Raw genomic sequence first — 23,849 nt, forward strand, 5'->3', positions numbered from 1 at the left:
AAATATCCAAGACGATCAAATGGTCAAATACGGTCATTCACGGCATTTTTATTTTTAATCAGTATTAATTGATGGTGGCATCTTTTCGTTTTTGCTGATGACTGTCTTTAATAACGTTAAGATCGTCGGTAGTGTCCATACCATCGATATCGTCATAACGATGAGTCACCACACTGTCATCCTGACCGTAATGTTGGCGCTGGGTATATTTGCTTAAAGGGTCGATAGTTGCCCCATCATCCGCGAATAAACTTAAGATATTGCGACGCTTAATATTGAGCTGATTGAGAATGAAGTTTTTGACAAAATCATTGGCTGGGTTGCGAATGATTTCCGTTGGTGTCGCGAACTGTGCCACTTTGCCGTCTGAGAGCAGTAAAATACGATCAGATAACGTCATGGCTTCTTCTGGATCATGAGTGACTATTAAAGTCGTCAACTGATAGCGAACGGAAATCTCACGAATACGCGCTTTGATGGTTTCTTTGATGACACCATCTAGCGCAGATAAAGGCTCATCTAATAACAGAATTTTAGGCTTCATCACCAAAGTGCGTGCGAGTGCCACGCGCTGCTTTTGACCACCAGACAATTGGCTGATACGTTTATTTAGGTGGGCTTCGATATCGAGTAAGTCGACCAGTTCATCGACTTCTGCTTGCGTGCTAATATGGGGATTATTGCGTAGACCGTATTCGATGTTTTGTTTGACATTTAGATTGGGAAACAGTGCATAGTCTTGAAAGACAATATTAAAGCCTCTTTTTTTCATCGGCACTCGTGTAATGTCTTCGCCGTTATAAGCAAGACGACCGCCATTGATACCTGTCAAACCTAAGATAATATGCAATAAAGTCGTTTTACCACAGCCAGAAGGCCCTAAGATTGAGACAATTTCGCCCTTATTAATTTTGAGGGAAATATCTTCAAAGATAACTTTATTCTCATACTTTTTCGTCACACCTCTAAGCTCTAACATATCAACCAACCTGATCATTTATTATTTGTATTGCCTAGGTCAGCAGTGTAGCCAGTAGTTGTGACATTTTGGTTAAAGAGCCATGACAATACGATGACATCAAACAACGTTAGGGCGTGTCCTCAATTCAATCAATTACTCTCTAAATGGGCTAAACATGGCTAAATTTTGTTAAACATCGTCAAATAGCATATCAATATCTCGATATTAACGGTGCTAGCTTCCTTGTTTGACGGCAATTTATCTCATTTTTATCACCATTTTTAAAATGAGGACACGCCCTAGATAAAGTATCGAAAACAATCCCATGAGCATTTTCCAAAATAGAAGACCTCATTTAATACCATTAAATGAGGCCTTCTAAAAACAGAAAGCCTGCCAATAGATGACAGACAAAATGCGTTAAACGTAGATGTTATTGATGAGAGTCTGTTGAGTAGTCGTTACGCTTCATGAGCCAATTTTCTCAGCTTGTGACGCAGTATTTTTCCGACAGTTGATTTGGGTAACTCGTCTATGAATTCGATATGGCGCGGGCATTTATAGGCGGCTAGATTTGCTTGGCACAGCGCTTTAATATCATCTTCATTTAAGCTGTCATCAGCTTTTACAACGTAGGCTTTGACCGACTGACCCTGCAACTCATCATCGATACCCACCACTGAACATTCGGCAACCTTAGGGTGCTCCTCAATGATGTTTTCTACTTCGTTAGGATAAACGTTGAAACCACTGACGATAATCATGTCTTTTTTACGGTCATATATCTTAATAGCACCCTGCTCGTTCATAGATGCAATATCACCTGTCTTTAAGTAACCATCAGCAGTAAAAAACGTCGTATTGTCAATATTATGATAATGAGTAATGACATTGTCACCTTTGATGCACATCTCACCAACTTCATTTATGGCGAGAATATTTTCATCATCATCACGGATACTGATATCGACACTAGGCAGAGGTAAGCCCACGTTGCCACTATATTCAGTGCCATTAAATGGATTGGCGGTACCCACGCCTAGCGTCTCAGACATACCCCAGCCTTCGAGGATAGGCAGACCTGTGACTTCACGCCAGCGCTTAGCAGTTTCAGGGGTCGCTGCCATACCACCAACTACAGTTAATTTGCATGCAGAAAAATCCAGCTCCTTAAATTTTGGGTTCATCAGCAGGGCTTGGAACAAAGTATTAACACCAGGCAATAGATGAAAAGGACGCTTGCGCAATATCTTGATAAACCCTTCAATATCACGTGGATTGGTAACCAGTGTGAGATGCTGACCCACACTCAACCCAACTATTGAGCAGATAAACGCATAAATATGATACAGCGGTAAAGCGACAATGGTATTTATTTGAGTACTATCAGACATGGCGTCATAGACTGGCTTGAACCATTCGACAAACTGGTAAGTGGCGGTCACAACATTTTGATTGGTAATCAAAATACCTTTGGCAACGCCTGTCGTACCGCCAGTATATTGCAGCATTAATAAGTCGTCCGCTTGAATGGTAGGACGAGAATAGCTTAATTTTTTGGCGCATTTTAAAACGGCTTTATAGCGAGTCACGGTATAATGAGAATTGGATTTCAGCTGATAACGGGGAATGGCTTTTTTGACATATTTGGCAGCGATATTAACAAGCGCACCTTTCACTACTCCTAACATATCGCCAATCTTGCTGATGACCACGGTTTTGACAGGCGTGTCTTTGATGATTTTCTCTAACGTTTTACAAAATGGTTCTAATATAAATAATACAGCAGTATCTGAGTCAGCCAATTGATGTCTCAATTCACGAGGACTATACAGCGGATTGATGAGCGTTGTGACCATACCAGCACGAATTGCTCCTATGACAATAGGCAGGTACTGGTTGACGTTGGGCATCATGATGCCTATGACCGAACCCTTTGCTAGACCCAGACTTTGAATCCAAGCCGCAATAGCCAATGACATGCTATCCACTTGCCCATAAGAATAAGTAACACCCATGTTGGTGATAAATTCATGGCTGGCATATTCTGTTAATTTGTCATCAAACATGTCAATCAATGTATTATGTGGCGGCGCTATCTGTGCATTTATCCCTTTAGGATAATGCTGCGTCCAAAACTGATCCATAACTTACCTTCCTTGGTAATTAACTTATGAAAAACTCAATGGCTTTGAAGCGTTTCTTATAAAAAACCTAACTACTGAACCTGCTGCCATCCTGACGTTGCATCATACGCATCTTGATGGGCAAATAAGGGATGTGCTTTTGCTTCACTGAGGCTAAGCACAGGGGTGACACAGACATCAACGAGCGCAAAAACTTGCTGCCAATGCTCAAGTGTTTGACTGGCAAATTTATCGCTTATCGCCTTAGCCGCCGCTTGGCTTTCAGAGGTATTTGGCATAACGCCACGTTGCCAATGGCTATTTTTGAGCGCAGACAAATCCAATACTTCACACAGCCCTTGCCAGAATTTCAGCTCTAACGAACCAATGGCCATATAGCGCTCGTCTGAAGTTTTGTATAGGCGATAGCAAGGTAATAATCCACCCAGAAAATCATGATGCGGTGCTGGTTGTTGTCCTGAGAAACTTTTCACCAGTGTTCCCGTTGCCTTTGGCATGACCATATGCTGATACAAGCTGTGCGTCATACTAACGGCAACATGACGACCTTTGCCCGTCCGCTGGGCGGCGAATACGGCAGCAAGCAGTGCAATCACAGCGGTATCACTGCCGCCTGCCAAATCTGCAAATTGAACGTTAGGCATTGCCTGCTCGCCGTCCGCCGTCTTTAATTGGTCTAAAATACCGCTCATCGCCATAAAGTTAATATCATGGCCGGCTTTATCAGCCCAGTCATGATTAATCTCAGTTTTCGAATCGCTAGATGCCAAACCATAACCAGTAATCGATACCATGACTAGCTTTGGATTAATCGCATGAAGCGTTGTAGCGTCTAGTCCCATACCTTCTAGGACGTCAGGGCGAAAGCTATCCAACATCACATCAGCATCTTTAAGATGCGCTTTGATAGCAGCAATACCTTGAGGATCACGAAAGTCATGACTTTCAGTAGTTTTGCCATGATTTAGTGCTTTAAACAATTCGCCAAAGGCTCTGGCAGGATCACCATTTTTAGGTTCAATCTTAATGATTTCTGCGCCCAAATCTGCAAGCAAACGCGTCGCAAATGGTCCCGGTAAATTACGAGTCAAATCAACGACGCGCAGCCCTTGTAAGCAATCTGCCATTAAATCTATCATTGAACCAGTGCTCGTATTAGTCACAGAATCAAGCATAGAATGAATCGTAGAATTAACCATCAGCTCAGTCATCAGAAAACACCTCACCTTTATCTGCCATGTCTAGCAGAATTTGCGCTGGCTCAAAACGCTCACCGTATTGAGCCGCAAGTTCACGGCTACGGGTGATGAACGCCTCTAATCCCATAGCATTGATGAACTGTAGCGTACCACCTTGATGTGGCGCAAAGCCCCAGCCAAAAATAGAGCCGATATTGGTATCAGCGACAGAGCGCACGACGTTTTCTTGATAGCATTTAGCAGATTCGTTGGCTTGGATAAACATCAAACGATCGATTAAATCTTGCTGTGATGGCTGCTCTAATTTTACTGGATATAAATTCATCAGCTCAGGCCACAAGTATTTGTCGCCATTATTGGCATACTCATAAAAGCCTTTACCATTCTTTTTGCCCTCGCGATTGTGTTCTTTGACCAGCGTTTTCAGTATCTCGTACGAGGGACGCACAGCAATGGGTTTACCTTCAGCCTTCATATCCAGCTGCTGCTGTTCGCTCACATGCAACGCCAAACTTAATGACACCTCATCTTGCAATGCCAGTGGCGGCATGGGCATGCCCGTTTTCATGCCAGCAACTTCGATGCTGCGCGGATGGACGCCCTCGCCTAACATCGCCACCCCTTCTGACACATAAGTGCCAAATACCCGTGAGGTATAAAAACCACGACTGTCATTAACGACAATAGGTGTTTTACCGATTTGTAGCACATAATCAAAGGCTTTTGCTAAAGTGGCGTCATCCGTTTGCTCGCCCATGATAATCTCAACCAACGGCATCTTGTCGACTGGAGAGAAAAAATGTAATCCGATAAATTGATTGGGACGCGTGCTGGCTTTAGCCAATCCAGTAATGGGCAGTGTCGACGTATTAGACGCATAGACAGCCGTGTTAGGAATCACCGCCTCAGATTGCTGAGTACACTTGGCTTTAATCTCACGATTTTCAAACACCGCTTCAATGATAAGGTCACAGTCTGCCAAATCCTCATAAAACACTGTTGGCTTGATGCGATTGAGTAACGCTTGCTTTTTCTCTTCAGTGGAGCGTTTACGGCTAATGGCTTTATCCAAAATGGTGGCAGAATACGCTTTGCCTTTTTCAGCGCCTACTATGTCAGTGTCGAGGAGTACAACGTCGATCCCCGCCTTTGCGGTGACATAAGCAATACCCGCACCCATCATGCCTGCACCTAGAATGCCAACCTTTTTAGTTTTATAGCGCTCAAAGCCATTTGGACGAGATTGACCTTTTTTAATACTATTCAGCTGCGTCCATAGCGTGTTGATCATATTTCTAGATTCAGCAGACAGCACACAAGCGGCGAAATAACGCGACTCAAGCTCAAGTCCCGTATCGATATCCACTAAGCAGCCCTCGAACACACAAGACATGATGTGAGTAATGGCTGGATAATTGCCGTGTGACTTTTGATTGGCCATGGCTGGTGCAATAGAAAATATCGGTACAATACTAGGATGTTTACTATCACCGCCGGGAATTTTAAAGCCCTTTCTATCCCATGGCTGCTGGGCACTGGGATTGGCGTTAATCCAGTCTTTTGCCTGCTTGAGCATATCTGCTTTATCAGTGGCAACAGCATCGATTAAACCCATGTCTTTAGCAGCAGTTGGATGCAGCTCTTTACCTTGGGTCATCAACTCCAATGCCACTTGAATGCCAACCAATCGCGGTAAACGCTGAGTACCACCGCCACCCGGCAGCAAGCCCAATTTGACCTCAGGTAGACCCAGTTTGGTTTTAGGCGAATCAATCGCGATACGATAATGACAGGCCAATGCCAACTCTAAACCACCGCCAAGTGCCGTTCCAGTCATGGCGGCGACGATAGGTTTACCAGATTTCTCTAGTTTGCGTAAGCTAGCTTTCAGGTCCTCGACCAGCTCAAGGGCTTGTTCAGCGGTTTCAATATCAGCCAATTGGTCAATATCGGCACCGACGACAAAGGTCTCTTTGCCAGAGGTTAAAATCAAACCTTTGGCAGACGCATCGTTAATAAAGCTGTTAGTCATCACTGCAAAACTATCGGTGAAACCGTCGCCGATGACATTCATTTTGCGACTACTTTGGTCAATCGTAACGGTGATAATGCTATTATCAGATTCGGCAGAAAAGTAGTTCAATGCATTGATGGCGTCTACGCTGTTTATGCTCATTTCAAGTCCTTTTTATATTACTCTATGTCGATATCAGTCACTAGAAACTAATGACAATCACTAAAATCTATTAGCACTACACGCGCTCAATGATAGTGGCAATACCCATACCGCCACCCACACACAGCGTGATCATCGCGGTTTTCAGATCGCGACGTTCTAACTCATCAAGCACAGTCGTCATGAGCATCGCGCCCGTTGCGCCAAGTGGATGACCCATAGCGATAGCGCCGCCATTGACATTGACGATATCAAGCGAGAGTCCGAAGTCATCGGCAGTATTTAACGGAACGGCAGCAAAGGCTTCATTGATTTCCCATAGATCTATATCTGAAGCTTGCATACCTGCTTTTTTGAGCGCTTTTTGGCAGGCAGGCGTTGGCCCTGTCAGCATAATAGCGGGTTCTGAGCCAATGACTGCAGCCATGGTAATTTTGGCACGTGGTTTTAGACCTGCTTTTTTGCCAGCAGCTGCGCTACCAACTAAGCAAATTGCAGCACCATCAACGATGCCTGAAGAATTGCCCGCATGATGCACGTGATTTACTTTTTCAATGGTGGTATATCTGTCCAAGATAACGCTATCAAAGCCCATCTTACCGGGCATAATAAAAGAAGGATTGAGACCAGCTAAGGTTTCGATATTGGTATCAGGACGAATGGTTTCGTCTTTATCCAATAACGTCATGCCATTGATATCGGTGACGGGAACGACCGATTTATCATAATAGCCCTGCTCCCAAGCATGCGCGGCGCGGCGATGTGACTCGCTGGCAAAGGCATCAACATCGGTGCGGCTAAAGCCTTTTAGCGTCGCTATGGTATCCGCGCCAACGCCTTGCGGAACAAAATGCGTCGCTTCATTAACCCGTGGATCCATATACCATGCCCCGCCGTCAGAGCCCATCGGTACGCGGCTCATCGATTCTACGCCGCCTGCAACCACCATGTCCTCCATACCTGACATAATTTTGGCAGCGGCCAGATTGATAGACTCCAGACCTGAGGCACAAAACCGAGATAAAGTGACACCCGCGACACTTTGCGCCCATCCTGCATCAATGACGGCTATACGGGCAATATCAGAACCCTGCTCGCCAACGGGTGTTACGCAACCAAGCACCACATCATCGACCAAACTGGTATCCAAATGATGACGCTGTTGAATTTCCTTTAACAAGTTACGGGCAAGCCAAATTGGTGACGCCTGATACAAAGATCCATCCTTTTTGCCTTTACCACGCGGGGTACGGATAGCATCATAAATGTAAGCAGTCTCAGTCATAAAAATCCCTTTTTATCTTTTTTGAATAAATAACCATGATGGATGATGGCAATATAATCTATGTCTTAGAATCAAGAAGTAGAACCAAAAAGCAAATCAGCCGCTTACATAAAGCGTGACGCCAGCTCTTTCATGATTTCATTGGTGCCGCCGTAGATTTTTTGTACTCGCGCATCAGCGTACAAACGAGCAATCGGGTATTCTGTCATGTAGCCATAACCGCCAAACAGCTGTACGCATTCGTCTATCACATCACACTGCTTTTGCGTCACCCAGTATTTAATCAAAGACGCCTGCGGTACTGTCAACTTGCCTTCTAACATGGCATCGACAGCGGCATCACACATCGTGCTGGCAGCGAGATAATCAGCGTAGCATTCTGCCATTTTAAAGCGCGTATTTTGAAACTTCCAAATAGGTTTACCAAAGGCTTCCCGACCTTTGACATACTCTAGGGTCAAATTAATCGCGAGCTTCATCGCACCAACGCCCGTTAAAGCAATAATTAGACGCTCACGTGGCAGCTCTTGCATCATTTGAATAAAACCCATGCCCTCTACTGTGCCAAGCAAATTCTTTTGCGGCACACGTACATTGCTGAAAAATAACTCCGAAGTATCTTGTGAGGTCAGACCAATCTTATCGAGATTACGACCACGCTCAAACCCTTCTACTTTGTCCGTTTCTACCACGATAAGCGAAACACCTTGCGCCCCTTTTTCACGATCGGTTTTGCAGGCGAGCAAAATCAGGTTGGCATGCTGACCATTGGTAATAAAGGTTTTTGAACCATTGATAATGTAATCATCGCCATCTTTTACCGCATAGGTTTTGATGTTCTGCAAGTCTGAGCCTGTACCCGGTTCGGTCATAGCAATCGCAGCCACATACTCACCCGTCGCCATCTTAGGTAGCCATTCTTTTTTCTGCGCTTCCGTACCATGACTCAAGATATAAGGCGCGACAATACCTGAATGCACCATGCCGCCGAATCCGGATTGATTAGCCTCAGCTTGCGCATAAAGAAGCGCCGCTTCATGACCAAAGTCACCGCCGCCGCCGCCATATTCTTCTGGTATCGATGCACATAAGAATCCCATCGCGCCAGCCTCTTCCCACGCAGCGCGGTCAATCATGCCGTTTTTACGCCACTGCTCGTCCTTTGGCTCCCACGATTGAAACATTTTAAGCGCGCTGTCATGCACCATCTGGTGCTCTTCGGTCATCCAGTTCGGGGTGAATTTTTCAATACTCATATTGTCTGTCCTTGACGATGGGAAGTTGATAATGGCTAGGGCGTGTCCTCAATTCAAACGAGGACACGCCCTAATATAAAATACTATTGAGTGTAAACATATTACTTATGGTAATTTTAATTACCGTTATATACAATCTTAGTATTCTTTATATTTAATATCATGCAAGACTTATACTAGGACAGTAAAAGACAATGCGCAACCTATTAACAAACAATAGTAATTTATATTACCTATTTCAACTCTAGCTTATCAAGCCGATAAATAAGACGCTGTAGCACAGTATAAAAATTCTCACCGCACAGGAATCATCAAGCATGCAATCTATGAGTCAGATATCTAGTATGAATACAGCCCGAGCTTTGGCACCCTTATCCGATATGCGCCCTGCTACTTTAGAAAAAATTGAAAAAGCCGTTCGTAAAGTGTTTGCAGGTTTTGACTCTAATGAGGTGACCATGGCACAAATTGCAAAGTCTGCCAATGTCTCACTACAGACGCTGTATAAATATTTTGGTGATAAGCAAACACTGTTTTATACCATCATGGATATTGTATTAGGCAGGTTGGCAGCGCGCATCATGGATCATTTGCAAGGCATTGATAGCGTGCAAGATAGGCTACGCAAGACATTATGGGTTTGTTTTGACTTTGTAGATTCACATCCCGATGCGGTTATGGTGCTGTCTTCGGTATCGGCATCGCGTATACGTAACATTGCGATTTATGAAAATAAAGAGCTGATTGGGGCATTTTTGAATGTGTTGGAAGATGGTCAAAAACGTGGCGTACTGAATGACACCGTGCCCCTTTATATACTTTTTGATGTGTTTATGGGATTCATTAGTCGCCTTGGCTTGATGCACATTATTCGTCAGACCGATACACCCATTAATGCAGAGTTTGATGCGTTATTCGTGATTTTATGGCGAGCCATATCAAAGCCTGACATATAATCAGTTTGATATACAATCACTTGTACGATATTATGAAATATTCATACCAGCCAATTTTTCAATTTCACCATCAAAAATAACAGTAAAAAAAGCCTCACTTTGTAGTGAGGCTTTGCTTAATACTTAAAAACTAATGCTTAAAAATCAACATTCCTTAGATTTTTTTAGCTTATATTCTTCTACTCTATCAACCATTTCATAATCTTGTTCACTGATCTGTTGATAGCCATTGCTCACACTGCCATAGGATGAACTTTTATTATCATGCTGAGCGTGCACAGCAGCATCTTTGATCTGGGCGATGTCTTCTGCAAACGGCGTATGAGGGATATCCAGCACAGCAAATAGCGTGGCTAAGAATTCATCAGCGGTAAAATATTTATCCATATAGCTGCCATCAAGCCCAAGGTATTTATTCGATAATACATGACGCAGGCGCTCACAAGCAGGGATGGTATGCTTGATAGGATAACCCATGGCTCTAACAATATCTTGCGAACGCAGCTCAAGTGTCGCTATCTGATTGATCGCATACTGGGCAAGAAGGTGACGTGGGTGGTAATGACGGGTATATTTGGATTGGTTAGCAATGTGGCTCATGATATTGAACACCTTAGACTCCTGTAACTCCGACGAAAAAGGGTGAAATACGCCCAAATAGGCAAATAAAATCAGGCACAAATGAGGATGTCGGAGTACAGGCTCATGCGCTTTACCAGAATTATTTTATATCGTGCTGGAAGTTGCAAGGTTTGTACGCCGCCATTTATAACGATAATGGCTGGCGATAACAAAACTGTTAAACCCACGATAATGACTTAAAGATGATAGCATATCAGATAATAGAAAATAAATACTGATATTAATACGCTTTGGTAATCACACGATTGTTACGGCCTCTCTGTCGCCGTCAAAGTCTGAATACCTTTATATTTAAAAACGGTAGAAAAAATCAGACGATGACTCAACAAAGCTATCTAATTATTTTTAGACATTGACCTGCATGATATAAAGTCAGTCCCAACTCAGTAAAGCCAGATTTCATCCCGCCAAAAGAAACTTTTGCCTCTTCTAAGGTCTTAAATGGTAAGGGGATACTGTCTCTATTACCCGTCATTATATAGTCTGCAAAGCACTTACCCATTAGCGTGCCTGTGGTAATGCCGCGACCATTATAAGCCGTTGCTGTCAGCAAGCCCTCGTCGGGTTCCAAAACACGGAAGATATGATCTTGCGTAAAACCAAAGCTACCCGTCCACTCATACTGCCATTTAAATGCTGGCAAATCTGGATAATAGCTCTTTTGCACCGCATTGGCCCAAGATTGATAGAAGGATTTAGGTTTAAGCTGTGTACCACCCACTGTTCCCAATAAGAGGCGATCGTCGTCATCACGGCGAAAGCTAGACAAGGCCAAGCGTGTATCCCATGCCCCTGTTTTGTATGGCAAAATTCGATCTGCCGCTTCGCCGCTAAGCGGCTCAGATGCAATCTGATAGTAATAGACCAGATAAAATGTCTTTTTGATTTCTGTCCATTCGCCTTCGGTATAAGCGTTGGTCGCAATGATGACGCGATCGGACTTGACGCGAGCTTTAGCGGTTCTTGTATACCAATAACCGTCTACTTTTTCTAGTGCTTCTACGGCGGAATGCTCATAAATAGTCACGCCAAGACTGGTAGCGACTTTTGCCAGTCCTCTGACATAAGCCAGCGGATTGATAGTACCTGCACGAAGATCGAGTAGCGCCTTATTGATATTCTTGGTACCACAATACTCATGGCATTTACTGCCGGTTAATACTTCAACATTCGCACCGCGACGGCTCAACTGCTCGTATCTAGTATCGACATCGACTTCGCCTTTAGCGTTATGTGCCATATGGATATTACCGGCTTGCGTGGCCTGCGCATCGATATCATAACGCTTGATTAAATCAAACACTAAGCTTGGCGCTTGTCCGAGGGCCTCAGTTAAACGCTCACCTGCCGCTTTACCTAGCGCAATATTCAAATCATCAGGGCGTGCCCAAGTACCTGCATTGACGAGCCCTACGCTTTTACCGGAGCCGCCACTGCCAATGGTATGGCTCTCTAAAAGGATAACTTTGACGCCTTTTTCTGCCAAATGAATTGCCGCCGACAACCCTGTATAACCGCCGCCTATGATACAAATAGTCGCTTCAGTATCGCTATTCATCTGATTGTAGGTATCAATAATAGGTGCAGTCATATTCCACAAACATTGCTCTTGCAACATCTTATATTCCTTCTAAATTACACGTTGTCTACAGTGGAAAGCGTGTTTGTGTCGTTATTAACAATAGGTTCTTCACGGGGAATAAATTTGTCTAAGAACACCCATAACAAACCAAATAGCGGTGATAACCAACAGGCAAAGGCGAATGGTGCATAAGTAAGGGTTGCAATACCTAGTGTTGCCGCGACGAAACTACCGCCCATGTTCCAAGGAATAAGCGGAGATAACAGGGTTCCGGAATCTTCAATAGAGCGTGTGAGTGTTGTACGCTTATAGCCCATTTCTTGATATTTATCTTTTAATAAACGACCTGGCAACACCAGTGTGGTATAGACGTCACCGATGAGCGTACCGACACCAAGTGTGCTGGCATACGTGGTCATTACTAAACCAAATCTCGATTTCACCATTTTATTAATTTTTGCCATGATGGCTTTGAGCGTACCGTAATGCTCAATTGAGCCGACGAATGCTAAAGCAAAGATGGTTAAGGTCACGACCCATGTCATCGACATAATGCCGCCTTTAGACAGCAGTTGATCCACGACAGCAAAGCCCGTTTCACTGACAAAGCCATTTTGTAGGACCGTAAAAATGTCATGCACACCCACGCCTTGCATAAAAAACGCGACCAATCCTGCGACCACCACACCAGACAATACCGTTGGAATAGCAGGCATTTTCATCACCGCTGCAATGACAACGACAACAGCAGGTAATAACGTAATGATGCTCAAGTTATAGTTAGCCGCTAGTGAGGTTTGAATTTCTTTAATTGAGGTTAAATCGACATTTTCTGCGCCGTAACCCATACCAATCCAAGCATAGATAATCAATGCAGTTACCATGGCAGGTACCGTGGTGGGCAACATACCGCGAATGTGTTCCCAAAGGTCAACGCCGGCAGCGGCTGGCGTTAAGTTGGTGGTGTCTGACAAAGGGGACATCTTGTCGCCGAAAAAAGCACCGGAAACAATAGCACCGCCCGTTAGTGACGGCGGAATACCCAAGCCTAGCCCAATACCCATCATGGCAAGACCAACCGTACCAACCGTGCCCCAAGAGGTACCGGTTGCAACAGAAATAATGGCACAGATGATACAGACAGAGACTAGGAATGATGAAGGAGAAAAAACGCTAAAACCGTAGTATAAAATCGTGGGAACCGTACCAGCGATAATCCAAGCACCGATGAGCATACCAACGCCCATCAAGATAATCATGGCCGGTAAACCAATTTTGACAACCTTTAAAAAGCGTTGTTCCATGCCATCCCAGTCACGGCCACGCAGCTTCATAAACAAGCCAGTGATTAAAATGCCGCAAGCTAAGGGAATGTGAGGGGTAAAATCTTTGAATACAAAAAACTGAACCATCAGAATAATGGCAGTCAACACCAGAGGTGCAATATCTAATAAAAAACTAGAAGACGGACCATAGCCATCTTTAGCTTCGTCATAAGGTTTATCATCCATCATAAGATACCTACCTTCCTTAGTAGTGGATACTGCTGTCATAGATATAACAGTAGTGGAAACAACCAATCCATGGCTGCTGATAATGCTGAAAAAAGTGCGAAAAAGGTTACGGCAAAGGGAGTAAAAAGCCTGTTTTGAAATCATGAATGGTTATTCATCACTTCCGCAGGCTTTCATACTAAAACAATAAATACTTAATAATTGGCGACCAAAATAGCTAATAATTGGCTTGCTAAATAAGCGCTGAGCCTACTTAACAAGCATCACGTCACATCACATTGTTATTAGCCAAAGTTGATGCCTTGTGCCAGTGGCAGCTCAGTTGAATAGTTGACCGTATTGGTCTGACGACGCATATAAGCTTTCCATGCGTCCGAACCTGATTCACGACCACCGCCGGTTTCTTTTTCGCCGCCGAATGCGCCGCCAATCTCAGCGCCACTGGTGCCGATATTGACGTTGGCGATACCGCAATCACTACCACGGTCGCTGAGGAAAGTTTCAGCTTCACGTAAGTCATTGGTAAAGATACAAGATGACAGCCCTTGTGGCACATCGTTTTGCATCGCTAGTGCATCGTCAAACTCTTTATAAGGCATGACATATAAAATCGGCGCAAACGTCTCACTACGTGCCACGTCATTTTGCTCATCAAGCTCAACAATCGCAGGAGTCACATAATAAGCGTCAGGGAATTTATCCATCAGCACCCGTTCGCCGCCTGTTACTTTACCGCCAGTATTGCGGGCTTTTTCTAACGCTGCTTGCATATTATTAAAGCTGTCTTCATCGATTAGGGGACCGACCAGATTGCCTTCAAGCGGATGACCGATGCTCACAGTATCGTATGCAGACTTAACGCGCGGTAAGATATCGTCTTTGACCGACTCATGAACGAACAGACGGCGTAAGGTAGTACAACGCTGCCCTGCCGTTCCTACTGCTGAGAATAAAATGCCACGTAGCGCCAAATCTAAATCGGCAGTGGGTGCCAAAATCATGGCGTTATTACCGCCAAGCTCAAGCAAGCATTTACCAAAACGCTCAGCGACTTTAGGTCCTACTTCTCGGCCCATGCGTGTACTGCCGGTGGCACTGACCAAGGCGATGTCTTTATTTTCAACCAAAGCATTACCGATATCGGTTTTACCCAATATGATTTGCGACAGATATGCTGGTGCCTCACCAAATTTTGCCAACGCTTTTTCAAATAACGCTTGGCACGCTAAGGCGACGAGCGGGGTTTTTTCTGAAGGTTTCCAGATGACAGGGTTGCCACAGACGATGGCCAGCGCCGTGTTCCAAGACCAAACGGCAACGGGGAAGTTAAAGGCAGAGATGACGCCGATGACACCAAGTGGATGCCATGTCTCACGCATGTGGTGACCTGGGCGCTCTGAGGCGATGGTTAGACCATAAAGCTGGCGCGATACGCCCACGGCAAAGTCACAGATATCAATCATTTCTTGGACTTCGCCAAGGCCTTCTTCTTTGATTTTTCCGGCTTCTAGCGATACTAAGATCCCTAAATCTTCTTTGTGCTCACGCAGGACTTCACCCAATAGACGAATCAACTCACCACGTTTAGGGGCAGGAACGACACGCCATTCTTGAAAGGCTTGTTTGGCATTTTGGATTTTAGTATCGACGTCGGCGACTGTATCTAACGTAACTTTACCGATGACTGAGCCATCAATTGGGGTGGTGACTTCAAAGTCGCCATTCTGATAGTATGCTTCTTCTACGCCCATTGCAGACATATATTGCTTAATCATAATCAATCCCTTGCATATTGGTATAATGGTTTACTACGTCCTTGACTGACTTATAAAATTACCCTGCTACCTACTAAGTTGCAAAATAATAAATTTCTTGCAGGCATTCCTTTTTGGAATGACGTGCTAATAAGTCGGCTATAAGCTGGCTATTTTTAGCCTAAATTTTACTAAATACTGGCACTAGACAGGCACTGCTCAAGGCTTTGCGCCTGCATCGCTTCATACAATGCCATCTCATCATAAATGGCGGCGCCCAAATCACGCTCAAACTCTTGTTGGCTTGAGTTACCGTCGTAGTGACTCGGCTGCGCCTGTTGCAGATTTGATTGGAAGATACCGGCGGCACTGACAGGCAAAAAGTCCTCATAAACAATAGGTTCAATGCGAAGCACCTCGTCGTTAATCAGAGCAGTCAGCTTAGCATTAGGCAGTTTATTCAAATCATCAGTGCTTAAGCTGCCAGCTAACAATGCTTGACCGTCCTCAGAATCAAGGGTGCTGTCCGTCAGCTGGTAATAAAAATACGCCAGCCCCTCATCGTGTAGAGTTTGATAATTATCAGGAAAAGCGGTAAATATTTCGGCTAAAATTTGATTGTATTGAGCCGCATTGTCCTCATTTGGGGTAGCACCAAGCTGGCGACGAGCTTCGGCCAATAATTCATCATAAAGCGCGCGGCCCTTTTGTGTTAACGCCACACCGCGTTGTTCAATCTCTCCAAAGCGCGCGGTATGATGGCCTTGCTCGTACTCTTCATGGCTAGCGTCTGCAGTATCGGCAACTTTAAAGCCAACCGCTTCTTGTAGCGCTTTAAAACTGGTTTGCCTTAATAAGATAGGACATGCTCTACGTGGCGGCCCTTCGATGATGGCTTTTGAGGGTATACCGCGAGCTTGCATGCCTTGTTGTACGGCATCAATATCCAAGGTTCGAGGTGTTAAATGATTGATATGCGGACCCTTAAAGCCAACCACATCAGCGACTAACGGATGCTGATTTAATAGACGCTGATAGAGCGCTTTTGCCACTGGCGTTTTATCATGCCAGCGAAATGTCTCTAGCGCTTCTTGGACAAACTGCTGCGCTTGCTCAGCGCTCAAGCCACCTTGTGCCTCAAAAATCTCGATAAGCTCAATGACGCCAGTAGTGAATATCTGACGCTGCGCCAATGTAGCTGTGGCTTCTTGTTGTAAATTTTCATCGGCAATCAAATCTAAACGCAATAACGAGGTAAATACGCGAAAGGGACTTTTATGCAATGAATGCGAATCAAGCGCACGAAAAGCTGTTGAATGCACGGGCACGCCAGCAGGCGCTAAATCGTAGTAGCCGACAGGGTGCATACCCATCACGGCAAAGAGACGGCGCATCATGCTCAGCTCTGCTGCGGTACCCAGCCGAATCGCCCCGTGGCGCTCCATGCTTAGACGTTCAATCTCGCCCGTATGCAGCAGCTGTGATTTAATATCGGGATGTGAGGTTAATACTTCGGCATTGACATCACTGACCAAATTAACCAAATCGCCGTATAGCGGCACCTCATCTTGGTACATCGCTGACATGGCCATAGAGAAATTATGGCGGATATCATCGCTACAGATAAAATCCTTATCTGGACTGATGCTACTATTTTTCACAAATAAACATCCTTGTAATAGAGTTAATAAATTTTTAGCTTAATAATAAGTATTTGATTTCGAGCATTTGGTTATGACGATGCGCTATCTGTCCTAAACATTCCTAAGCGCTCCTAAGCACTCCTAAGCATTAAGCGGTAGGCAATCCATCAGGCAGCGCGATGAGCACCTCTTTTAGAATATCCAACCCTTCTTTTAGGGTGTCAGGCTCTATGGTAAGTGGCGGTAATAAGCGAATGATATGGCGATATTGCCCACTTGGCATCAGCAATAGACCACGCTCGCGGGCTTTGGTTAATACTTGCGCCATCACACTTGGATGGACATCATGCTCAGGATGGCGCAGCTCGATACCGCGCATCGCACCGATACCAGTAAGACCAAATAACCAAGGTGAGATACCTTCTTGCTGCCATTGGCTGATGGTCGTCTCAATTGTCTGGGCATAATGCTTGGCTGACTGCCAAACGTCATCAGCTTGCATGATATCGAGCGTGGCATTGGCAGCGGCGCAAGCAACTGGGTTACCAGAATAAGTACCGCCCAAACTGCCTTTAGGCAAACCATTGACCACACTAGCCTTGCCTATGACTGCGCCTAATGGCAAGCCGCCTGCGATACTTTTGCCAAGTAAAATAAGATCAGGCTCAATGCCTAAATGGGTAAAAGCAAATGGCGTGCCAGTACGTCCATAGCCAGATTGGATTTCGTCCATGATAAGTAACATGCCATGCTTATCGCAAAACTTACGTAGGTATTGCGCAAAGGTGGGCGATAACAATTGAAAACCGCCTTCCCCTTGTACAGGTTCGACGATAATGGCACCGATATTGTCGATATCGGTTTCTACCATAAATAAACGCTGGAGCGCATCAATCGCTTGCTCGTCGCTGATATCGTTATCGGGACTGGGGAAAGGAATGTGATAAACGCCGCTGGCTAGCGTACCAAGTCCGCGCTTATAAGGCGCGACCTTACCATTGAGATTGACGGCAGCCAGCGTGCGCCCATGAAAGCCACCATCAAAGGCAATGACACCCGTGCGCCCTGTCTTTAGACGAGCGATTTTTATGGCATTTTCGGTGGCTTCTGCACCGCAGTTAGTCAGCATCCCTGATAGCTCACCACTGATTGGAATCAGCGCACAAAGTCGCGGCATAAAGGTTTGATACGGCTGATGCGCTGCCGCATTGTAGGCATAGTGAATCAGCGACTGGGCTTGATTAATGATGGCGTTAACGATGTGAGGGTGGCAATGACCGAAGTTTAAAACACCAATTCCGCCGACAAAATCGATATAGCTGCGGTCATTATTGTCCCAAACTCTGGCATTTTTGCCTTTGACGAGCGTGAGCGGATGCACCATCGTAAAGGCATCGGTCACGTTATAAAGCTTATCCATGATGAATCTCTATCTCTTCCTTGAGTTAGACTCATTTCAACAAAACATCATTCCGGCAGCAAACGAATAATAGTTGTGGTGGCATTCCTTTTTGTCATTACCAGTAAATTAACTTCCTAAACGAATCCTTTAAAAACAAAAAAAACTGCGTATTAAGGCAGTTTTTTAGGTTTAGCTTGTTAAATTCTTACAGCAGATAACTTTGTAGAATAAAATAATAAGATATAAATTATAAAGCAAGCCCTAACGCCTTTTCACGCTCATCTGAGATTGTTAAATAAGCCATAATCCATTCTAAAACTGCTTTGACCTTATGCGATTGTCCTGAAGAAACAGGATACGTCACATAATAACTGCCGCGACCCTTTGCCGCATAATCCCACGCCATGACTAAAGCGCCTGATTGTAGCTCAGGCTCAACCAAACGCAACGGCACCAAGGCTATACCATAGCCAAGTAAGGCGGCAGAAATGCAGGCATGAAAAGTCTCAAAACGTGGACCTACAAAAGTGCCATCGACGCTGATATCTTGTTGCTTAAAGTACTCATACCACGCACTTAAGCGTGAACTTATTTGCAATAACACATAGTCATCCAAACAATCAGTACTCAGTGTTTTATCTCGCAAATACTGCGGCTGACAGACTGCAACGCAGTATTCATCAAACAATTTTATAGCTTCCATATTGCTCCACATGCCATCACCATATAAAAAAGCAATATCGATATTTTGATCTTCAGAAAAAAATGGCCCCGCCAGCTCTTTAATATCCAAGTTAATAAGGGGATGTTCTTGACAAAAGCCACTGAGTGCTGGAATCAACCAACGGGCACAAAATGTCGGATGCGAGACGATTTTTAGCAGCTCAGTATTACTGCTATGCGACATCAAATTGGTGGTCGCTACCTCAATATGTTTTAAAATCTCTAATACTTCAAGATAATACGACTTGCCAGCAGGGGTCAATGAAATCCGGTGCGGCGTCCGATAAAACAAAGACAGGTTTAGCATCTCCTCCAACTGCGCCACTTGCTTACTGATGGCGCTTTGGGTCATGTGCATCTCTTGCGCGGCATTGGTAAAACTCAAATGACGGGCAGCGGTCTCAAAACATTGCAGCGCCGTCGTTGAAGGATATCGTCTAAAGGCTAATGGTTTATTGGTGTTTGTTTTCATAGATTGCTTTTCTTTTATTCCATCTTAGTAAAATATCAGTGGTTATTTAAAATCACGTTATCAGGCATTCCTAGCCTATGGCGTCATCATACCTATATTCAAGCGTAAATAGCGATACCTCACTATAAACACTATGTAACTGACACTGATGTCATCATCAGATTTACTTAAGCATTCAACCAATTATTCGGTCGCTAATTTTAAAGACTCTCCTACAAAAAACACCGTCGATTCCTGATAAAATAGTAGGGTCTGATGATAGGCTCTGACATACCGCAACTGATTTGCTATCTTGCCCTCCTCTTTTTCATCATTACGACCTATGCCGCCGTTATTCTTAAACTCATGAATTATTTTTCAGCTAATTTGTACTATTAGCACCTTCTTTATTTGTATTGGATCATATGAAACATAACCTTGAGGTGAGCGCAACTGCTCGCCGAACTCAGTATTTTCAAGTATTTTTAATGGGCGTCAGCGCCTTTATTATGAATACCACCGAATTTGTCCCCGTTGCCCTATTAAGTGACATTGCCCAAGATTTTTCCATCACCACGGCAGAAACTGGCTGGATGTTGACGCTGTATGCATGGATTGTCGCGGCGATGTCATTGCCATTGATGCTACTTACCAGCCGTTTTGAGCGTAAAAGCTTACTTTTGGGCTTGTTTGTGGTATTTATTGCCAGTCATGTATTGTCCGTATTTGCTTGGAGCTTTGATGTATTGCTGATTAGCCGCGTTGGCATTGCGCTATCGCACGCGATATTTTGGTCAATCACCGCGGCTATTGCGATACGCGTGGCACCAGAAGGTAAAAAAGCACTGGCGCTTAGTGTGCTTGCGACCGGTACTTCATTGGCGATGGTGCTAGGTGTGCCACTAGGGCGCTTAGTCGGTCAATGGTTTGGCTGGCGGGCGACCTTTGGCGGTATTGGGGTGATTGCTTTTATCGTATTTATCTTGCAAGCAAGGCTATTGCCAACACTACCAAGTATGTTTGAAGGTTCTTTTAGAAAGATTCCAGAATTGCTTAAAAACCCCTTATTGGTTTGTTTGTATCTGCTTATTTTACTGGTCTTTACCGCTCACTATGCCGCTTACTCGTATATCGAGCCTTTTATGCGGCAGGTTGGCGCCATCAGTGAAAACGCCGCGACTGTTGTCTTGCTATTATTTGGAGTGGCAGGGATTGCCGGCAGTGTGATATTCAGCCGCTGGGGCGATCGTTTTAATACCAGATTGATGCTGATATCGATCATATTAATGCTGATATCTATGCTGGTGCTATTGTTTGCCGTGACCTCTATCTGGGCACTGAGTTTCATTGCGTTACTGTGGGGCGCGGCGCTTATGCTGCTGATTATTTCTATGCAAGCAAAGGTCATCATGGTCGATGTCACGGCGCAAGACATGCTGATGTCGATGTTCTCAGGGATTATCAACTTAGGCATTGGCGCAGGTGCGCTGTTTGGTGGTTATGCAGTAACGCATATTTCCATATCGAGTGTGGGCTATGTTGGCGCAGCTATCGCCAGTGTGTCGCTGCTGTTGATGTTATTTATGATAAAGCGCTTTCCTGAGTTAAGTAGAAGGCTTGGTTAAGCAAAAGACTGAGATAGCTAAAAACCTAATAGTAAATAAGACTATAAAAAATGCCAGCTATTTAAATGGGCTGGCATTTTGCTTTCTCGTTCATTTAAAAATAAGAAATAAGCCACCCATTTAAAAATTCACTTTACCGCGTAAGGCTTTTGTTTTACCGCGCTGAATCTTTGCATCAACGCGTTTACGCTTGGCATTTCTGCTTGGTTTGGTTGGTCTACGAGTTTTATTGACGTAGGTAGCTTTGGTGATAAAGCTTTGCAGCCGCTCAAAGGCATCTATCTTATTGCGCTCTTGCGTACGAAACTGCTGCGCTTTAAGCACAAACACGCCTTCTTTGGTGATTCGGCTGTCTTTACTGTCTAATAAACGCTGCTTGTGCTCATCACTTAGGCTTGAGGTATGGATATCAAAACGCAGATGAATCGCAGATGAGACTTTATTGACGTTTTGCCCACCTGCCCCTTGTGCCCGTATGGCACTAATCTCAACATCACTATCATTCAGACTAATGGTATTACTAATAAAAATCATAGAGCTCTTTTTAAATCATAAATAAGTATGATGAATAATAAACCATTATTTGCTTCCCTGCTACTTCGTCAATAACTAAGCTAATAGCTGGCGACAGCGCGCAATCACTGGCGCGTCTACCATTTGACCATCTATCTCAAACACTACCTGTCCACTGCGCTCATACTCCTCAACCACACGCTGAGCAAATGATAGCTCACTCTCTGTCGGCTTAAGGGCGCGCTGCACAACAGCCACTTGTTTGGGATGAATACACAGCATTCCTGACATACCCATCTGTGACCATAAACTTACTCGGGCACTTAGTCCTATCTCATCATTAAAATCAGGATAGACCGTATCGATGGGCGCTGCTAACTTATGTACTTTAGATATCAAAACCAACTGATAGCGAATCTGATTGGCGACGATATCTGCAGCAGGCGTGCCTACTTGTACCCGCAAATCATTGCATAAATCTAGAAAACCATAGCTGAATCCGGCCAAGCCTGACACTTTAGCCATCGCATCAATGTTATACAACCCAACCGCACTTTCTATGAGTGCAATAATAGGTAAGCCAGTACCTTGATAGGCTTGCTCAATATCTGATGCTTGCTCCGCCTTGGCCAGTATAATTCCTACAAGATTAGGCATCTGCTGACACAGCGCGATATCTTTTATAAATGCCTCACTGCCTGCTTTATTAATACGTAGCCAAATCGGCTGATAATCTGCACTGTCATGATATTGTTGCAATGCTTTGCGGGCGTCTGCTTTATCTTCTGGCGCAACGGCATCTTCTAAATCGACAATAACCACATCTGCGCCACTAGCAAAAGCCTTAGCTACTCTGTCGATGCGAGTCGCTGGCACGAATAGCCATGTTTTATTTTGAGAGACTATATTTATTTTATGATTGGTCACTGAATCCATGCTTGATTCCTATATTATTCAAGTAGCTGTTAGTACCTTTATTATGCCATTTCACAGCCTATTTTTACTTTAAATTAATAATCTATCGATGCAATGACACTAAGCGTATTTAGACACTCGATCAAAAATTAAATCGAAAAAAACCGCATGAAAATAAATCTCATGCGGTTCTTCATAGTAAATTATTCTTGAATTTATATGCTGTAGTTTGCTGATTAAGCCAACATACCACCATCGACAACGATGGTCGCCCCCGTGGTATAACTTGAGGCCTCAGACACCAGATATAATACCGTACCAGCCATCTCGTCAGGATTCGCAACGCGTCCTAGTGGAATAGCATGCAGTGCCATTTTTAAGACTTTATCATTGGTCGTCAAGGCAGAGGCAAACTTGGTATCTGTTAAACCTGGCAACAACGCATTGACGCGGATATTGAGTGGGCCACATTCTTTGGCAAAAGCTTTAGTCATGCTAATGACCGCTGCTTTGGTGATTGAGTAGATGCCTTGCTTGTCGCCTGCCACCAAGCCATTGACCGATGCGGTATTCAAGATGACACCGCCACCTTGCTCTTTCATCATTTTGCCGGCAGCTGTCGACATAAAGAAGTAACCGCGAATGTTCACCTCAACCGTCTTATCAAAGGCGGCTAAATCCGTATCTAAGATATGACCATAGTAAGGGTTGGCTGCAGCGTTATTGACTAGAATATCGATTTGGCCAAACTCGCTTTTGATATGCTCAAAAATCGCATCAATCTGAGCCATCTCGCCCACGTGGCAAGCAAAAGCACTGGCTTTATGACCGTCAGCTTTGATGCTATCTGCTACCGCTTGGCAAGCATCAATCTTACGGCTAGAGACAATGACGTGCGCGCCTCTTGATGCCAATAGACGGGCGATAGATTCGCCAATACCGCGGCTAGCGCCAGTGACTAAAGCAATCTTGCCCGTTAAATCAAATAAATCCTTCATTAGTATTCCTTATATTTTTATCAACTTTATATTTTCAAACATTCTTGAGCGCTGAATTCATCTATCCAAAACAGGTATCTAAAACATGTATCTAAAATTGGATAACT

18 protein-coding genes are annotated in these 23,849 nt (G+C 44.4%); 2 read left to right on the forward strand and 16 right to left on the reverse strand.

The genetic code is table 11. The annotated features are described in order from the left end of the window. Positions 1-64: 64 nt before the first annotated feature. The 6 genes from JMV76_RS07740 to JMV76_RS07765 all read right to left on the reverse strand — a co-directional run bounded on the left by JMV76_RS07740 (position 65) and on the right by JMV76_RS07765 (position 9,024). Positions 65-979, reverse strand: a complete 915-nt coding sequence (locus JMV76_RS07740) for an ABC transporter ATP-binding protein (RefSeq protein ID WP_201502240.1) — start codon at positions 977-979, stop codon at positions 65-67. Between the two features lie 443 nt (positions 980-1,422). Further along, positions 1,423-3,108: an AMP-binding protein gene (locus tag JMV76_RS07745; protein ID WP_201502241.1), complete on the reverse strand. Its 1,686-nt coding sequence runs from the start codon at positions 3,106-3,108 to the stop codon at positions 1,423-1,425. A gap of 71 nt (positions 3,109-3,179) precedes the next feature. Further along, the gene (locus JMV76_RS07750) at positions 3,180-4,247 is read right to left on the reverse strand and encodes a CaiB/BaiF CoA transferase family protein (RefSeq protein ID WP_201502419.1); all 1,068 of its coding nucleotides are present in this window, start codon (positions 4,245-4,247) and stop codon (positions 3,180-3,182) included. Positions 4,248-4,311: 64 nt separating this feature from the next. Next, a complete protein-coding gene (locus JMV76_RS07755; protein ID WP_201502242.1) occupies positions 4,312-6,483 on the reverse strand; it encodes a 3-hydroxyacyl-CoA dehydrogenase NAD-binding domain-containing protein in 2,172 nt (723 codons plus the stop codon). A gap of 76 nt (positions 6,484-6,559) precedes the next feature. Beyond that, complete coding sequence (locus tag JMV76_RS07760) at positions 6,560-7,768, reverse strand: acetyl-CoA C-acetyltransferase (protein WP_201502243.1); 1,209 nt, start codon at positions 7,766-7,768, stop codon at positions 6,560-6,562. 104 nt (positions 7,769-7,872) lie between these two features. Continuing rightward, positions 7,873-9,024 carry an acyl-CoA dehydrogenase family protein gene (locus JMV76_RS07765; protein ID WP_045445571.1) on the reverse strand — a complete coding sequence of 384 codons (1,152 nt, stop codon included), beginning with the start codon at positions 9,022-9,024 and terminating at the stop codon, positions 7,873-7,875. 326 nt (positions 9,025-9,350) lie between these two features. Between JMV76_RS07765 and JMV76_RS07770 the strand changes: the two genes are divergently transcribed. Continuing rightward, positions 9,351-9,980, forward strand: a complete 630-nt coding sequence (locus tag JMV76_RS07770) for a TetR/AcrR family transcriptional regulator (RefSeq protein ID WP_265090283.1) — start codon at positions 9,351-9,353, stop codon at positions 9,978-9,980. 144 nt (positions 9,981-10,124) lie between these two features. Here JMV76_RS07770 and JMV76_RS07775 read toward each other — a convergent pair whose 3' ends face one another. The 7 genes from JMV76_RS07775 to JMV76_RS07805 all read right to left on the reverse strand — a co-directional run bounded on the left by JMV76_RS07775 (position 10,125) and on the right by JMV76_RS07805 (position 19,712). Continuing rightward, positions 10,125-10,580 (reverse strand): hypothetical protein, encoded by a 456-nt coding sequence (locus JMV76_RS07775; RefSeq protein WP_201502245.1) that lies wholly within the window; start codon positions 10,578-10,580, stop codon positions 10,125-10,127. Positions 10,581-10,953: 373 nt separating this feature from the next. After that, positions 10,954-12,240: an L-pipecolate oxidase gene (gene amaA / locus JMV76_RS07780; RefSeq protein WP_201502246.1), complete on the reverse strand. Its 1,287-nt coding sequence runs from the start codon at positions 12,238-12,240 to the stop codon at positions 10,954-10,956. Between the two features lie 17 nt (positions 12,241-12,257). Continuing rightward, complete coding sequence (nhaC, locus tag JMV76_RS07785; RefSeq protein ID WP_201502247.1) at positions 12,258-13,718, reverse strand: Na+/H+ antiporter NhaC; 1,461 nt, start codon at positions 13,716-13,718, stop codon at positions 12,258-12,260. 284 nt (positions 13,719-14,002) lie between these two features. Next, entirely contained in the window at positions 14,003-15,493 is a 1,491-nt protein-coding gene (gene amaB, locus JMV76_RS07790; protein WP_201502248.1) for an L-piperidine-6-carboxylate dehydrogenase, read from the reverse strand. A 170-nt stretch (positions 15,494-15,663) separates the two neighbouring features. After that, positions 15,664-17,064: a 2-oxoadipate dioxygenase/decarboxylase HglS gene (gene hglS / locus JMV76_RS07795; protein WP_374190051.1), complete on the reverse strand. Its 1,401-nt coding sequence runs from the start codon at positions 17,062-17,064 to the stop codon at positions 15,664-15,666. A 199-nt stretch (positions 17,065-17,263) separates the two neighbouring features. Then, positions 17,264-18,535, reverse strand: a complete 1,272-nt coding sequence (locus JMV76_RS07800; RefSeq protein WP_201502250.1) for a 2-aminoadipate transaminase — start codon at positions 18,533-18,535, stop codon at positions 17,264-17,266. 229 nt (positions 18,536-18,764) lie between these two features. Further along, positions 18,765-19,712 (reverse strand): LysR substrate-binding domain-containing protein, encoded by a 948-nt coding sequence (locus tag JMV76_RS07805; protein ID WP_201502251.1) that lies wholly within the window; start codon positions 19,710-19,712, stop codon positions 18,765-18,767. Between the two features lie 404 nt (positions 19,713-20,116). Here JMV76_RS07805 and JMV76_RS07810 point away from each other — a divergent pair, with 404 nt between their 5' ends. Further along, positions 20,117-21,316 (forward strand): sugar transporter, encoded by a 1,200-nt coding sequence (locus tag JMV76_RS07810; RefSeq protein WP_201502252.1) that lies wholly within the window; start codon positions 20,117-20,119, stop codon positions 21,314-21,316. A 120-nt stretch (positions 21,317-21,436) separates the two neighbouring features. Here the strand turns inward: JMV76_RS07810 and arfB are convergent, their stop codons facing one another. From arfB to JMV76_RS07825, 3 genes are all read right to left on the reverse strand, one after another. After that, on the reverse strand, positions 21,437-21,850 hold the full coding sequence (arfB, locus tag JMV76_RS07815; RefSeq protein ID WP_201502253.1) for an alternative ribosome rescue aminoacyl-tRNA hydrolase ArfB: 414 nt from the start codon (positions 21,848-21,850) through the stop codon (positions 21,437-21,439). Positions 21,851-21,925: 75 nt separating this feature from the next. Continuing rightward, on the reverse strand, positions 21,926-22,765 hold the full coding sequence (locus JMV76_RS07820) for an HpcH/HpaI aldolase/citrate lyase family protein (protein ID WP_201502254.1): 840 nt from the start codon (positions 22,763-22,765) through the stop codon (positions 21,926-21,928). A gap of 215 nt (positions 22,766-22,980) precedes the next feature. Continuing rightward, positions 22,981-23,742 carry an SDR family oxidoreductase gene (locus JMV76_RS07825; protein ID WP_201502255.1) on the reverse strand — a complete coding sequence of 254 codons (762 nt, stop codon included), beginning with the start codon at positions 23,740-23,742 and terminating at the stop codon, positions 22,981-22,983. Positions 23,743-23,849: the final 107 nt, after the last annotated feature.

The sequence above is a fragment of the Psychrobacter cibarius genome (assembly GCF_904845955.1).
GTDB classification, from domain to species: Bacteria; Pseudomonadota; Gammaproteobacteria; order Pseudomonadales; family Moraxellaceae; genus Psychrobacter; species Psychrobacter cibarius_B.